Source organism: Deferrivibrio essentukiensis (genome assembly GCF_020480685.1).
GTDB classification, from domain to species: Bacteria; Chrysiogenota; Deferribacteres; order Deferribacterales; family Deferrivibrionaceae; genus Deferrivibrio; species Deferrivibrio essentukiensis.
In genome coordinates this window covers 19,047-34,659 of the sequence record NZ_JAJAFU010000007.1, presented here as the reverse complement: position 1 = coordinate 34,659, position 15,613 = coordinate 19,047, and the positions used below count along the sequence as shown (strand labels likewise).

The window sequence follows — 15,613 nt, the reverse complement described above, 5'->3', positions numbered from 1 at the left end:
AATCAACTAAAATATACCAAAAAAGTATACTTTAATTGACAAACCTTCTTTTATCCTATTTTTTATATGGTATAATAAAACATGAATAGCTTCTCAAAGCTTTTTCTTGCAAGTAAAAAAAAATCAGTTCATAATGTTTTTTTACAAAAGCGTCCGGAGGAGATGTGAGATATGGGACTTAGAGATTTTATAAAAGAGCAGGTGAAGAAGGTTTCAGTGATAAAAAGAAAAACTGAAACTAAAGATAATCTTTGGGCAAAATGCAGTTCTTGTGGTGAAATAAGTTATAAAGCAGACATTGAAAAAAACTTTCAAACTTGTCCTAATTGCGGTTTTCACTTTAAAGCAAGTGGAATGGAAAAGATAAATTTTATAATTGATAAAGGGAGTTTTATCGAACTTGATAAAGATATAACATCCCTTGACCCACTAAAGTTCAAAGATACAAAGAAATATTCAGACAGAATAAAAGATACGATGAAGAAAACAGGATACAAAGATGCTTTTATATCAGGCATAGGTGCAGTAAACGGAAAAAATATTCATATTGGAGCATTTGAATTCTCCTTTTTAGGCGGTAGCATGGGTAGTGTAGTAGGAGAAAAAATTACCAGACTCGTAGAGTCAGCTATTGTCAACAAAAATCATGTAGTAACCATAAGTTGTTCAGGTGGCGCAAGAATGCAGGAGAGTATTCTTTCCTTGATGCAAATGGCCAAGACTTCTGCTGCTTTGAAGAAATTGGCGATTGCAAATCTTGCCCACATATCAATTCTGACTGACCCTACAACAGGCGGTGTTACAGCGAGCTTTGCAATGTTAGGGGATGTAATCATCGCCGAACCAGGTGCACTTATAGGTTTTGCCGGTCCAAGAGTTATTGAACAAACTATCAGACAGAAACTTCCCGAAGGTTTCCAAAGAGCTGAATTTTTGCTGGAACATGGGATGGTAGATACCGTACTTCATAGAAGAGAGTGGAAGCCTTTCATAAGTAATCTTTTAGATTTTTTTGGCTAAATGCAAAACAAATTTGAAAGCTATTTTGCAAAAAAGGGTGAGTTCAAAAGTATTGAGCTTACCCTTGATAGAATCTCCTCTGCACTTGATTTTATAGACTTTGACGAAAAAAGACTCGGTAAAATCATACACATTGCAGGGACAAACGGAAAAGGCTCTACAGCATATTTCCTGCATCAATCTTTCATAAAAGCTAATTTTAACTGTGTTCTTTATACCTCTCCTCATTTGGAAAGTATTACCGAAAGAATTGTTATAAATAATTCTCAAGTAGAAATTAATACATTTAATGACGCTTTTGATGCGACGAAACAGGCCATTGAAAAGTTTAAGCTTTCATATTTTGAAGCTATTACACTTATAGCATTTTATATATTTCAAGATTTAAGTCCCGACATAAGTATCATCGAAACCGGCCTGGGTGGTACTTATGACGCAACTAACGTTTTGGTTGATAAAATTCCCGTTATAACAACAATATCACAAGATCACATAAATTTTTTAGGCAAATCGATATATCAAATTATTGATGAAAAATTAAACATTATTAAAAGTAACCAAAAAGTTTACATTGGGAAGAATGAAAATTTTATAGTAAATTATATAAAGAATAAATTAATAGGCAAAAGCATATTCTTTTCCCAGTGTAATAAATATTTAAAAAGCTTCCCTCCACCTTTTAATCACAATTACGAGCTTGCAAGGTTAATACTAAAAAATGAATTTCAAATAGATATACCTCCTGCAGATTTACTAAAACTTCCACCCTGCAGGTTAGAAAAAATAAAAAACTTCCTCTTTGACGGAGCACATAATCCAAGCGGGATAATAAATCTCATTAATAACATCGATAATATTGATACAGCAATAATATCAGGCACACTTGATAGAGATATAATTAAGACAATTGAAATAATAAGAAAAAAAATCAAAAAAGTAATCATTACCGAAATTCCGAATAATGAAAGAAGCATAAAGGTAAAAGAGATAAATATACCTGGTATCTACAAAATAAGTGACCCAACCCTGGCAGTTTATAAAGCACTTGAGTTAAACGGAAAAAGTGATATACTGATTTGCGGCTCACTTTACCTTTGTGGGCATTTAAAAAAGGTAATAAGGGATAAATTTGTCTAAATATATATTAATAATTGTTTTACTAGCTGTTTCAATCTCCTTTGCAGAGGATAAAGTAAACTTAGAAGCAGATAAAGTAACATCCATTGATAACAATACTGTATTTGCAGTAGGAAGCGTGCTGGTCACATATAAAAATATTATACTTACATCCGATAATCTCACCTACCACAAGGATACAAATGTTGCAGAAGCAAGCGGAAATGTAGTATTTCAAGATGATTACAACTATTTGACAGCAAGTTACCTAAAAATTAATCTAACCACTAAAAAAGGTTTAATAAACAACGGTAAGGGGTTTTACGCTCCGCATACCTACTTCAATGCGAAAAAAATTGAGAAAACAGGGGAAAATAGTTTTCTACTTCAAAATGCAGTAATAACCTCTTGCAATCAAGAAAATCCTGACTGGTATTTTTACTCAAGAACAGCTGAAATTGATTACGGCGAATATTTTAAATCAAAACATACTACATTCAATATAAATGATATACCGGTACTTTACACCCCTTATTTTGTTTGGCCAATAAAGAAAAAACGGGAAAGCGGCTTTTTAATTCCTGATATCGGATTTAAAACAGATGCCGGTTTTTTTGTAACACCAAAATATTTTCTGGATTTGGGTCTTAATAAAGACTTTACCTTCGGAGTAAACCTCTTTAGCTTAAAAGGTCCAATGCTTAACACTGAGTTCAGATATGAAAAATCTTCCAGCGAATCAATTTACATGTATGGCGAATTTCTGGATGATCAAAACTCAAAATCAAACAAAACCACAAGGTGGAGATTTGTTAACAAATCAAATATTTATTTGGCAAAAAATTTGGAATTGAAATTCAACACAGATTATGTAAGCGATTTTAAATATAAAGAAGATTTTGACGAGTTTGCTATAAAGAGCGACAAATTCGAATTGGAAAATGATGAAAACTACTCGGTAAATGAGATAAGACTAAACTACAATCTTAAATATTCTAACATATCTTTAAGATACCTTGATAACATGCACTATTATAAAAACGATGATGGGTTTACTAAAAATCATATAATCCGAAAGCCGAATATTATTGTTGAAAAATATGGGCTGAGATTATCTGAAATCAAAGCAGACTATTTTGCAGATTTTAATAAAATTCTCTATACAAACTATATTTACAATGTTGACGGAAGCGAGAATTCCAGCAAAATCGAATATGACAGATACTTTGCAAAAATAAAACTGTATAAACCATTTGACATAAAAATCGCCACCCTTACCCCTCATTTCACACAAACTGCCACTTATTGGAGCAACCTGAATAATATAAATACATTGCAGGATAATGACTTTGAAAAAAGCTTTTTGAAAGTAAAATATAACGGTGACAGTATCAATAGGACAATCTATTCATACGGGGCTAAGCTGTCTTTTAACGAACTTTATAAGAATTATCAAAGTTTCAAACATTCTATTTTTAATACTTTTGAGTACAAGGTAACCCCATATTTAGAGCAGTCAGGCTTGCCAAACTTGATTGAAAATGATGTGATTAGTGCTGAAAATTATTACGGATACACCATGACCAACTATTTTAAAGGCAATATTTGGGACATGAAGCTTGAAATCAATCAAAAATACAATCTATCAAAGTCTGATGAAAAATTTGAACCGTTGTATGTAAAGTCAAGTTTCAATTATAAAGATTTGTTCAGTATCAATTTTGAGAATAGCTATGATTATTATGAAAAACAATCCACATATTTTAAAAATAGTTACAGACTAAAATTAAGTAAATTTTACTTTTATACGGAATATGTTTTCGATGATACCATTACTGACTACAATACCACACTCAAATATAACGTAACTTATAGTGCCAATAAATTCGATTTAAATGTTTATGAAAAATTTGCTTCGGATGAAGAAAATATCAAACTTTCAAACCTAAAAAGGCAGGAGCTTGGGCTAAAAGGTGTTTATAAATCTGATTGTTGGAGCTTTGGACTTTTGTTGAAAGAAAATTATTATGATATAATTGAAGAAAGCTCAATAAATACAAAAACAGAAAGGACAGTATATCTAATATTTGAATTTAAAGGGCTCGGAGGGGCGGAAAGAAAGATTTTGGAGAAGAAGTGAAAAATATACTAATAACAGGTGTATTAGGGCATTTGGGCTCTAAATTTGCGAAACTTTTACTTGATAATTTTCCAATGTATAATGTATTTGGTATAGATAACGAAGCTGATAAAAAATACATTAATAATAAAGAGTTGTTTAACAGTTACGATAAGTTCGATTATATCAAAGGTGATATTACCAACACGGAATTAATTTCAAATATTCTTACTGAGAGAAAAAGCTCCCTTTCCACATATTACACAAACAAAGGGGTAGATTATATTTTCAATTTTGCTTTTAACAGCTTTATTGCAGACAAAAAAAATCTTGGAATCTCATACATTAGGGATAATATTTCAGGTGTTTTAAACATTGCAATTGAAGCCTTAAAACATTGGGATGGTAACTACACCGGTAAGAGACTTATATATATTAGCGCTTTAGACGTATTTAGATTTACTGAAGAGGAAAAATGTTATGACGAAAACAGTCACCCAAACCCGGATACAATAAGCGGCAGTATAAAACTCTCCGTTGAAGCAATCTTAAAAACACTGAATGAAAGATTTGGCATCCCGATAACAATAATACGCACCCCTTTTTTAGTAGGCGGACATAACGGTATTTATCCGATATTGCCAAATATCTTCTCAGATTTGAAAAACAACAAAAAAGTCGTAATAGATTTTCACCCTGAAACAACAATAAACATAGGGCATATAGAAGATATACTTATCGCAATTGAATCTACGTTTAAAGATAAAACCAACTTTACGATATATAATGCTTGTGGCCATAATGTTAGTATCAAAAAAATAGTTGACACATTCGCAGAATTTGTAAAGACTGATAGCTCAAAAGTAATATATGAAGGTAAAAACAAGCTAAACTTGTGCGTAATGCCTGATAAAATTTATAATAATTTGGGATGGAAACATTTTACGGATTTAGAAATTACTTTAAAAAAGGTTGCCGATGAGATATAAAATATTTTTTTTAATAGCTTTTATTATATTTTATTCAACAACTATATTCGCATATGATATGAAGGGGGTCGGCAGAGCAGTAATCGTAAATGATGACCTTAAAACTGCTGAAATATCCGCCAAAAACTCCGCATTAATTGATGCCTTATACAACTACTTTGTTTTAAATCACTCCGAAGAGGATATACCTGATATCAATGAAGAATTTTTTAAGTTTATAAAAAAATACACTGTCCTTAGCAGAAAAGTAGATAATTTTACTGTATACTATGAAATAAATGCAACTATTGATGAGGTTGCAATTACTGACGCTAACTACCTTATTAACAATATCACGCATTCCGTTATCTACATTTTTGAAAATGAAGATTTAGACTCCAACTTAAAAACAAAAATAAAAGAGCAAATTAACCAAATATTACCCCAATATAACTTTTCTATCAAATATCAAGAAGACTTTGAAATACTCACACCGGATAATTCAAACTTCGAAGACAAACTTTCCAATTTTGGAAACAGCAAAGCAAAATATTTCTTTATTTTTAACGTTTCCCCAGAATGCTCTCCGATAGATAAAGATTATTTTTGCAGGCTCACCACTACGGTAAAAATTTATACTAAAAAAGAAACTTTACCTACAATCAAAACAGTAACATCTTCTCTTGGTAAAACAGAATTAGATGCAGCTTTAGATGCTTTCAAAAAGGCCTCTGAAAATATTCTCAAGTATATCACGGCAAATATCATTAAATCGGAAGCAAATAAGGCTACTGAAAAGTCGTATAATGCCACATTTATCAATTTTAAAACTATCTCCAACTTAAATAAATTGCTAAACTTCTTAAAAGAAAAAGGGTTTATAAGCAATTACACTTTAAAGTCATATTCTATGAGCCAAGCGACATTTGAAGTGACGACTAAATTTTCACAGGAAAAATTGTCCGAAAAAATTGTAACTTATGACAATAAAATATCCATAGAAACAGAAAATGATGAGATTATTATTACTTTCTTGTAAAAATAATACTTTATATGGTATGATAAAGACAAATGATAAACGAAATATTAAATTTTGTTAAACCTAAAAGAAAGATTCTGATACTTACGCACAACAACCCCGACCCTGATACCCTCGGAGCTGCCGCCGGTATTAAAAATATTTTAGTTAAAACATTTAAAAAAAGATGCACAATCGCCTATGACGGGGTTATTGGCAGAGCTGAAAACCGTGAAATGGTCAAACAGTGCAAAATTGAACTTCATGCATCAAGAAAGCTGACATTTTCAAGATATGACTGTATCATATTAGTAGATACTCAACCTACTGCCGGAAATGTCTATATCCCGGATAAATTTTTCCCTGATATTGTAATTGACCACCATAATTTCAGAATACAAACTAAAAATGCAAAAATATATGATGTAAGGCCTAAATACGGAAGCACCAGCACAATCATTGGCGAATATTACAAAATATTAGGTATGGAGCTTGATAAATTCACCGCTACTGCACTCTATTATGGAATAAAAACAGACACTATTGGCTATGGCAGAAGCAATAGCAAAATTGATTTGGAAATGATGGGGTATATATTACCATTTATTAACTTGAACAAATTAGCAAAAATTGAAACACCCGACCTTCCCCGCTACCATTTTAAAAACATAAAAAAGGCCATTGAAAATTCCGTTGTAATTGAAGATTTAGTTTTTTGTAATCTGGACGAAGTAAGAAATACTGACCTAATTGCAGAAACTGCTGACGTTTTACTTAAAATAAGGGATATCAAATGGACTTTTGTAATCGGTAGGGTTGAAAATATGGCCTATTTCTCACTAAGATGCAAGTCCAGCAAGAAAAAAGTGGGGAGTATCGCCCTTTCAATCGTAAAAAATTTGGGTACCGGTGGCGGTCATATGAAATCCGCAGGTGGACAAATTCCATTAAATGGAAAGACATATTCAGAAATTTGTGATACAATTAAGAAGAGATTATTAAAGAAAATTGGAATTAAAAACCCGGAAGAAAAATCTATTTGACAATTCGGGTTTTTATATTTATAATTGTTCTAAATAAAGGAGGTTACTATGAAGTATATTTGCACAATTTGTGGTTACATTTATGATCCGGCTGCAGGAGACCCTGATAACGGTGTTAATCCTGGTACTGCTTGGGAAGATGTTCCTTCTGACTGGCTTTGCCCGGAGTGTGGCGCACCAAAAGAAAGCTTTGAAGAATACGAATAACATCTAAACCACCCCAAGGGGTGGTTTTTTAATGGAGGTAGTTGATGAAAGCGATTCAGATAAAGGAAAATATTTTTTGGGTAGGTGTCAGAGACCCGAAGCTTGAAGTATTTGATATTGTTATTCCCACTAAGCATGGTACTACTTACAACAGTTATCTTGTTATAGGATCAGAAAAAAAGGCACTTATTGAAGCAAATAAAATGATTTTTGCAGACGAATATGTTAAAACTATTGAAGAGATTTGCCCCATCAAAGATATAGATTACATTATATTAAATCATAACGAACCTGACCACTCAGGTGCGCTTCCTAAAATTTTGGAAATAAACCCTAATATTGAAGTAATATACTCAAAGACAGGCAAAAATTTTGTGCAAAATATTGTAAACAAAGAATTCAACGGCAGGGCTGTCGGAGATGCCGATACGATAGACTTAGGTGGTAAGACATTAAGGTTTTTTCACACCCCTTTTCTTCACTGGCCTGACACAATGTTTACATACTTGGTAGAAGATGAAATCTTATTCCCTTGTGACTTTTTGGGTGCGCATTATTGCCCTGAAACAGGTATTTTTAACGATGAAATAAAAGAAAAAAAAGATACACAAGAAGCATTTAAGTTTTATTACAATGCTATCATGAGACCCTACAAAGAACACATTTTAACGGCATTTAAAAAAATTGAAAATATTACCATAAAAATGGTTTGCCCGTCGCACGGACCGATTTTACGTGAAAATATAGATTTTTATATCAATTTTTACAAAGAGCAAGCAAACAGATATTATCAAAATAATCACAACCGACAGATAACAGTGGTTTATGCCACTGCATATGGAAATACAAAATTACTTGCCGAACAAATTAAAAAAGGTGCCGAGGAAACGGGAATAATTGTCAAAATGTTTGATGCTGCAGAAACTAATGCATCAACAATTATAGATGAAATAGAAATTTCTCATGGTCTTTTAATGGGGACTGCTACAATAAACGCCAAAGCTCCAAAGCCAATTTTCAACATTTTTGCTCAGCTCGTTGTCCTTAATGTATCAAACAGAAAAGCCGGTGCTTTCGGCTCATACGGCTGGAGTGGGGAAGGTGTCAAAATGTGTGAAGATATATTAAAAACCATGAGAATGAAATTACCTTTGGAATCCTTAAAAGTCCAAATGACTCCGAGTGAAGAAGAGCTAAAGAAAGCTTACGATTGGGGCAGAGAGTTTGCCTTAAAAGTCTTAGAAGGAAATTAAAAACTAAGAGGGGAAACCCTCTTAGTTTATTCAAAGGTAAATTTTTAATCTATATTTTCAATTCTTTAATTGTCATTTACAAATTTCTTTTATAAAATAGTGCAAGGAGATAATATGTATAAAATTATATTTTCTTTGTTATCCGCACTAATGCTTTTTGGCTGCACTAACAGTAGCTCTTCAGGGTTAAAAATAAGCGGGCGCATTGAAGCCGATGAAATAAACCTTGCATTTAAAATGCCCGGGAAAATAAAGGGTATCTATATTGAAGAGGGTGACAATGTAAAAAGCGGGGAGCTTATTGCCGAGCTTTACAGTGAAGACATAACGTCTAAAATTAATCAAGCAAAAATAGATGAAAAATCAAGCCTAAGTAATATAAACGTAAAAAAATCAAATATTGGCATTTTGAAGAATAAGTTACAGCAACTAATCATCAAAAAAAATATTACAGAAAAAAATCTAAACAGTAATATTTTGATATCTGAAAATAATCTTGAAAAGGCTAAAGCAAATTTAGAAAAAATTGAAAGTGATTACAAAAGATATGAAAAACTATTTAAAGAAAAAGCGATTTCCGAACAAAAATACGAAGAGATAAAGACTGCTTACAACTTATCGGTTAAAGACCTCCAAAATGCCGAAAATGCACTTAAAGTGGCCATTGAGAATAAAAAAGAAGTAGACATTATATTTGAAGAGATAAAATCTCTTGAATCGAGCCTAAAAATTGCGGAATTGGATTTAAAAATTGCTGAGAATAATAGTCAGAAAATAAAAGAATTTATCAATGAACTTAATACGTACCTTAATGACTCAAAAATATACGCACATTCAAATCTTTTGATATTAAAAAAACTTTCCCAACCTTCTGAAGTAATAGCGGCTGGCCAACCGATTATCACGGCATATGAACCGTCAAAAATGTATTTTAGAGGTTATCTTCCCGAGCCATATCTTGGAAAAGTCAAAATAGGGTTAGAAGGTGAATTAACGATTGATAGCTTTGAAAATAAGGCCTTTAAAGGAAAGATTGTTTACATAAGTGACAAGTCAGAGTTTACTCCGAAAGAGGTGCAAACTCAGGGGGAAAGGGTTAAGCAAGTATTTTTAATCAAAGTGTTCGTTAACGACACTGAAAATATCTTAAAACCCGGAATGCCGGCTGACTTTTTACTGAACATTCAATGAATATAATAGAAGCAACAAATATTACCAAAAGATACAAAAAATCCGTAGCTCTTGATAATGTATCTGTCAAGATACCAAAAAAATCTTTGACCTGCATAGTCGGCCCTGATGGAGCTGGAAAATCTACTCTTTTAAAAATACTTGCTGGCGTTTTGAAATTTGACTCTGGGTATTTTTCCATATTTGGTAAAGAGATAATTAAAATGAAAGATATCGAACATTTAAAAGACAACATAGCTTTTATGCCCCAAGGCTTGGGGCTAAACCTTTATCAAAGATTAAGCATCGAAGAAAACATTAACTTTTTTGCAGACCTGCATGGGATAGATAAAAAAACGAGGGAAGATAGGAAAGTAACATTATTAAAAGCAACGGGCTTGTTGAACTTTAGAGACAGGCAGGTAAACAAGCTTTCTGGGGGGATGAAACAAAAACTTGGGATATGTTGCTCCTTAATACATTCTCCCAAGATAATAATATTGGATGAGCCTACAACCGGCGTTGACCCTATTTCAAGACGAGAACTTTACAGACTAATTTACCAATTTATTGACAAAGAAGGGGTAACAGCCGTTGTCTCCACTTCATATATGGATGAAGCAGAAAGGGGGGATACAACTCTCTTTATGCATAATGGGAAGATAATATTTAGTAGTAAGGAAAACTCAACTGAAAATTGTTTAATATATAAAAAACCAGATTTTATAGAATTTTATAACACATTAAACAACTCCGAACACTACTTTGCAACATTAGGTAGAAATTTCGTAAAATTTTTACCTAAGCAATCAATAGGTTATGAGGATTGTATAAAAGTTGAGTGCGGTATTGAAGAAAAAACATTAAAAATTATCGGGACAAGGAAATTAAACCTAAATTTAAATTCATCAAAAAGTATTGGCGGAAAAATACTCGGTCTTGAAAGTGTAACTAAAAAATTTGGTGACTTTCATGCTGTAAAAAATGTTTCTTTTGAAGTTTATAAAGGGGAAATTATTGGATTATTGGGACCTAACGGTGCAGGGAAAACTACTTTAATGAAAATCTTATTGGGTTTGTATAAACCAACAAGCGGCAAATACGACTTTTTTATAGATAATACCAACATCAAAGAAAATATCGGCTATATGTCCCAAAAATTTTCTCTTTACAATGACTTGACTGTGAAAGAAAATTTAAAGCTAAATGCTGCCATTCGAAACATAAAAAATCCAAAACTTGCCCAAAAAATCAATGAGCTCTATACAATTGGTAATCTTGAAAAGTACCAAAATGAAATTGTAGAAAAACTACCTTTAGGTATTAAACAAAGAATAGCTCTGATGTGCGCAATAGTGCATGAGCCCAAACTTGTTTTCCTTGATGAACCCACTTCCGGAGTCGATATAAGTGAAAGGGACGTGTTTTGGCAAATAATCAGATACCTTTCAAATAATAAAAATACCACATTCATAGTTTCAACCCACTTCATGAAAGAGGCAGATTTTTGTGATAAAATATGTCTTATGAATAACGGAGAAGTTGTAGAATATAATACCCCTGAAAATTTAAGGGAAAATTTTAAGAGAAAATACGGTCAACCTTATTCCATAAAAACAAAAAATCCCTATAAACTTGAAGAATCTTTGAGAAAAGCAGGATTTTATACGGATATTTTTGGTAACAAAGTCAAAGTCTTTGCTAAAAATTTAGATGATTTATCATCTCTAAATATGACTTTTTCGGCAGGTGAAGTCTCCATAGAAGACATATTTGTGGGAGCAACAGAAAATGTTGAATATTAAAAAGATATCAACGATTTATAAAAAAGAAATAAAGGAGCTGAAAAGGGATAAAATTTCAAGGATAATGGTATTTATGATGCCAATAATGATAATGTTTGTTTTTGGCTATGGAATGGCTTTGGACGTTGAGAAAATACCTTTTGTAGTATTAGATGAAGACAATTCTTATCTCAGCAGGGAATTAACATACAGCTTTATTCAAAACAGCAGATATTACAAATTTATTGGCACGGTAAAAAGTCAAAGTGAAGGTATAGAGTTGATTGACAAAGGAAAATCGAGAATGCTTCTTGTAATCCCTTCAAATTTTGAAAAAAGATTAAAAGCAAATCTCCCTGTGGACATACAAATTTTTGAGGATGGGATATTTCCATATAGAGCTTCGGTATCAATAAGTTATTCAACTATCATTACAAACAATTTTAATTTAAATTTACTCTCAAAACATAGCCAAAATAGTAAAATTACTGACATTAGAACAAGATACTGGTTCAATGAAGATATGAGACAAAAAAATGTTACTGCTTCAGGAGTCCTCCTCATAGCCCTTTTTATCGGACCGGCAATTGTTTCATCCCTTTTGGTTGTTAAAGAAAAAGAGTACGGTTCTATCTACAATATTTATACATCATCTATTAGGAAGACTGAATTCATTCTTGCCAAACAACTTTTTGTTATGTCTATTTTTATTATCAACTACTTTATATTATATTCTATGACTATCTTCCTGTTTGATGTTCCATTTAAGGGGAGTTTTTTACTCTTTAGCTTTTCTTCGGTACTTTATCTTTTGGTTTCTACCTCTCTTGGGATTCTCATATCAACATTTGTCAAGACTCAGGTAACAGCAGTTGTAGGGTCGGCAATTATATGTATTATTCCTGCAATATTATATTCAGGTTATATTACACCTGTAAGCTCAATGGCAAATGAGGCATACTTTATTGCCCACATTTTTCCAAACTATTACTATTTCAACCTTATAAAAATGTGCTATCTTAAAGGGCTTTCCTTGTATGAATATGTAAGCAATATGGGTATATTAGCAATTTTTTATCTTATTCTCCTTAGTTTATCTATTTTTAGATTTAGGAAATACGAATGATATACAGATTGATTGTTTTAATAATCAAAGAGCTTATACAGTTTTTTCGTGACAAAGGGCTACTTTTATTTGTCTTCTATCTATTCACCGGTGACCTATATATTGCTGCAAGGGGGATAGACTTGACTCTAAAAAATGCCAAGTTTTATGTAATAGATGAAGATATGTCTTATCTATCAAGAGAGCTTGTCTCAAAATTTCAAAAACCTACATTTGAATTTATGGGCTATATATCCGGATTAAAAACAGCTGAAAAATATATGTTTGAGGATAAATGTGTAGGTATAATAACAATCCCGAAAGATTTTGAAAAAAAGATACTTTCAAAATCTGAAAACTATGTCGGTATTATAGTCAACGGCACAGAGTCATCCTCAAGCTATCTTTTTGCAGGATATGCCGCAAATATAATATCCAAGTTTTCCTTGGAAAAGTCTTTCCATATCAATATTAAAAAGTTGCCTATCGTAAATCTGCAGCAAAAGGTTTTATATAACCAAAATATGGATTCTCACATATTCATGACAATAACGGAACTTTTTAGCGTTATAACCCTTCTCATACTTATACTCCCTGCATCTGCGATAATAAAAGAAAAGGAAAACGGTAATATAGAAATGCTACTTGTTTCTCCCGTCAAAATCTCCGAATTTATGATAGCAAAGGTTATTGCGATGAATGTCATTATAGTGTTAGGTGTCATTATTTCCACAATATTTATTATTAAAGGTCTCTTAAAAATTCCTTTTCAAGGGAGTTTTATGCTCTTTACACTCCTTACAATACTATACGTATTTACTTCATCAGGGATTTCTATGTTTATAGCTTCCGTAGCCAACAACATGCTTCAGGTTTCTCAAATCACAATAATGCTGCTGCTGCCTATTCTTTACCTTTCCGGCTCATGGGCACCTGTTGAAAGTATGCCATACGTTTTTCAAAAATTAACATATTTGTCACCGTTAAAATATTACCTTGAAGGCTCTTTCAGTATTATATTAAAAGGGCTTAATCTTAATTATGTCTACAAATATTTTCTTGGCACATTCTTACTCGGCGTCCCTGTATTTGCTTTTGGAGCATATTTTCTAAAGAGAAGGATTTAATCTCCTATCTCAATTTGCACAAATTTTAATCACAAACCCTTAATTCTTTTTGCTTTAGGTATTTTTTTGTGGAAAATATGTCAAAAACAACTTCTTTAGAATTAGTCTAACTTATTGTCAAATAACTTATTTACTACACAATTCCCTGATAATTATGTCTTTTTGGCAAAATATAACAAAAGTTGATCAACTTTAAATTTTTACTTGCCTTTTATTTAAAACTTTTCTAAAAAACCCTTTGTTGACTTTTTTGTTTTTTGTGTTTTAATTGTATATAGACATAACGGAGAATAAGTTGAATTTTAAAATTAGTAATAAGTTGATAAAATTTTATCAGGACAGACAAAAGAATGAAAGAAGTTAAGATAAAAAAAGGGGTAACCTTACCCTTATCCTGCAAATATGATGATAGTAATATTGGAAATATTATTCCTAAATCTGTAGGCATTACAACTGAAGACTACAAGTTGTTTAAGCCAAGACTTTTAGTAGAGGATAATACTAAAATTACACCTTCAGTTTTTCTCCTTCAGCACAAAAAGAATGAAGATTTAAAACTAAACGTCTTGGCAAATGGCATATTTAAATACGTAACCAGAGGTGAAAAAAGGAAAATATTGTCTGCCTGTGTTGAAGTTGAAGATAACTGCTTTGAATTTGATTTTAAGGCTGACAAAAGAGATATATTAAAAACTTTGCTTGAAAGTGGTTTATTTTCGGCATTTAGACAGCGTCCTTTTGACATGTTACCCGACCCGAAAAACTTGCCTGAGGTGATATTTGTAAATGCAATGGACACAAGGCCTCTTGCATATAATGCAAGCAGTATAATCTCTTTAATAAAAGATGAATTTATAGAAGGCTTACAGATTATTAGTGATATTGCTAAATCGAAGATATTGGTATGTGTCGACAAGAATTTTAACTTAGATGTTAAGGAAACAGAAAAGCTGAATATTGTCAAATTTATAGGCAATCATCCAGCCGGACTTACGGGCACACATATTCATCACCTATACCCCGTCAATGAGAAGAAAAGCGTATGGTATATCGACTTTCAAGAAGTAGCTGCAATAGGAAAACTTTTTAGTAAAAATATATTATCCGCTTATAGATATATAGCTGTTTCGGATATTATCAATCAAAAAGTAACTATTGTAAATGCTCCTTTAGGGAGTAATGTTTTTGATATTATTAATAAAGATTATGATGATAATGTAAGAATCGTTTCCGGTAACATACTATATGGCAGGAAAGTTACAAAAGATGAACCGTTTTTAGGTAGATATGACTATCAAATTACAATTTTAAATGAAATGACCGAGAGAAAATTCATGGAATGGGCATTGCCAGGTATTGACGTATTCTCTGTCAAAAATGTATTTTTATCAAAGTTATTTGGTAATAAACATGTCACATTTGATACATCTATGCATGGAAGCGTAAGACCTATAATCCCTGTTGGCTCGTACGAAAAAGTTTTCCCTTTCGACATAGAGATTACTCACCTTTTAAGGTATCTCTCTATTGGTGAGACAGAAATGGCGCAAAAACTCGGCTGTCTTGAGCTTGGTGAAGAAGACCTTGCACTTTGCACTTTTGTATGTCCAGGGAAAAATGATTATTCAAAACTTCTTAGAGAAGTATTGGACTCAATTTACAATGAAGCTTTTTGATAGTTAG

Annotated in this window: 13 protein-coding genes; all 13 read left to right on the top strand. The window is 32.1% G+C overall.

Annotated features, from left to right (window positions below; genetic code table 11):
• The first annotated feature begins 171 nt into the window (after positions 1-171).
• The gene (accD, locus tag LF845_RS05150; protein ID WP_242819936.1) at positions 172-1,020 is read left to right on the top strand and encodes an acetyl-CoA carboxylase, carboxyltransferase subunit beta; all 849 of its coding nucleotides are present in this window, start codon (positions 172-174) and stop codon (positions 1,018-1,020) included.
• Positions 1,021-2,157 carry a Mur ligase family protein gene (locus LF845_RS05145; protein ID WP_242819935.1) on the top strand — a complete coding sequence of 379 codons (1,137 nt, stop codon included), beginning with the start codon at positions 1,021-1,023 and terminating at the stop codon, positions 2,155-2,157. It begins immediately after the preceding gene.
• Positions 2,150-4,276: an LPS-assembly protein LptD gene (locus tag LF845_RS05140; protein ID WP_242819934.1), complete on the top strand. Its 2,127-nt coding sequence runs from the start codon at positions 2,150-2,152 to the stop codon at positions 4,274-4,276. The genes LF845_RS05145 and LF845_RS05140 overlap by 8 nt, the downstream gene beginning before the upstream one ends.
• Entirely contained in the window at positions 4,273-5,244 is a 972-nt protein-coding gene (locus tag LF845_RS05135; RefSeq protein WP_242819933.1) for an NAD-dependent epimerase/dehydratase family protein, read from the top strand. The genes LF845_RS05140 and LF845_RS05135 overlap by 4 nt, the downstream gene beginning before the upstream one ends.
• A 58-nt stretch (positions 5,245-5,302) precedes the next feature.
• Entirely contained in the window at positions 5,303-6,262 is a 960-nt protein-coding gene (locus LF845_RS05130; protein ID WP_242819932.1) for a hypothetical protein, read from the top strand.
• A 32-nt stretch (positions 6,263-6,294) separates the two neighbouring features.
• A complete protein-coding gene (locus tag LF845_RS05125; RefSeq protein WP_242819931.1) occupies positions 6,295-7,284 on the top strand; it encodes a DHH family phosphoesterase in 990 nt (329 codons plus the stop codon).
• A 48-nt stretch (positions 7,285-7,332) separates the two neighbouring features.
• Entirely contained in the window at positions 7,333-7,491 is a 159-nt protein-coding gene (rd, locus tag LF845_RS05120; protein WP_242819930.1) for a rubredoxin, read from the top strand.
• Between the two features lie 44 nt (positions 7,492-7,535).
• Positions 7,536-8,744: an FprA family A-type flavoprotein gene (locus tag LF845_RS05115; protein ID WP_242819929.1), complete on the top strand. Its 1,209-nt coding sequence runs from the start codon at positions 7,536-7,538 to the stop codon at positions 8,742-8,744.
• 114 nt (positions 8,745-8,858) lie between these two features.
• On the top strand, positions 8,859-9,935 hold the full coding sequence (locus tag LF845_RS05110; RefSeq protein ID WP_242819928.1) for an HlyD family secretion protein: 1,077 nt from the start codon (positions 8,859-8,861) through the stop codon (positions 9,933-9,935).
• Complete coding sequence (locus LF845_RS05105) at positions 9,932-11,719, top strand: ATP-binding cassette domain-containing protein (protein ID WP_242819927.1); 1,788 nt, start codon at positions 9,932-9,934, stop codon at positions 11,717-11,719. Before LF845_RS05110 ends, LF845_RS05105 begins: the two co-directional genes overlap by 4 nt.
• Positions 11,706-12,824 carry an ABC transporter permease gene (locus LF845_RS05100; protein ID WP_242819926.1) on the top strand — a complete coding sequence of 373 codons (1,119 nt, stop codon included), beginning with the start codon at positions 11,706-11,708 and terminating at the stop codon, positions 12,822-12,824. Before LF845_RS05105 ends, LF845_RS05100 begins: the two co-directional genes overlap by 14 nt.
• Positions 12,821-13,930 (top strand): ABC transporter permease, encoded by a 1,110-nt coding sequence (locus LF845_RS05095; RefSeq protein WP_242819925.1) that lies wholly within the window; start codon positions 12,821-12,823, stop codon positions 13,928-13,930. The genes LF845_RS05100 and LF845_RS05095 overlap by 4 nt, the downstream gene beginning before the upstream one ends.
• Positions 13,931-14,280: 350 nt before the next feature.
• Positions 14,281-15,606: an NADH:ubiquinone reductase (Na(+)-transporting) subunit A gene (nqrA, locus tag LF845_RS05090; RefSeq protein WP_242819924.1), complete on the top strand. Its 1,326-nt coding sequence runs from the start codon at positions 14,281-14,283 to the stop codon at positions 15,604-15,606.
• Positions 15,607-15,613 lie beyond the last annotated feature (7 nt).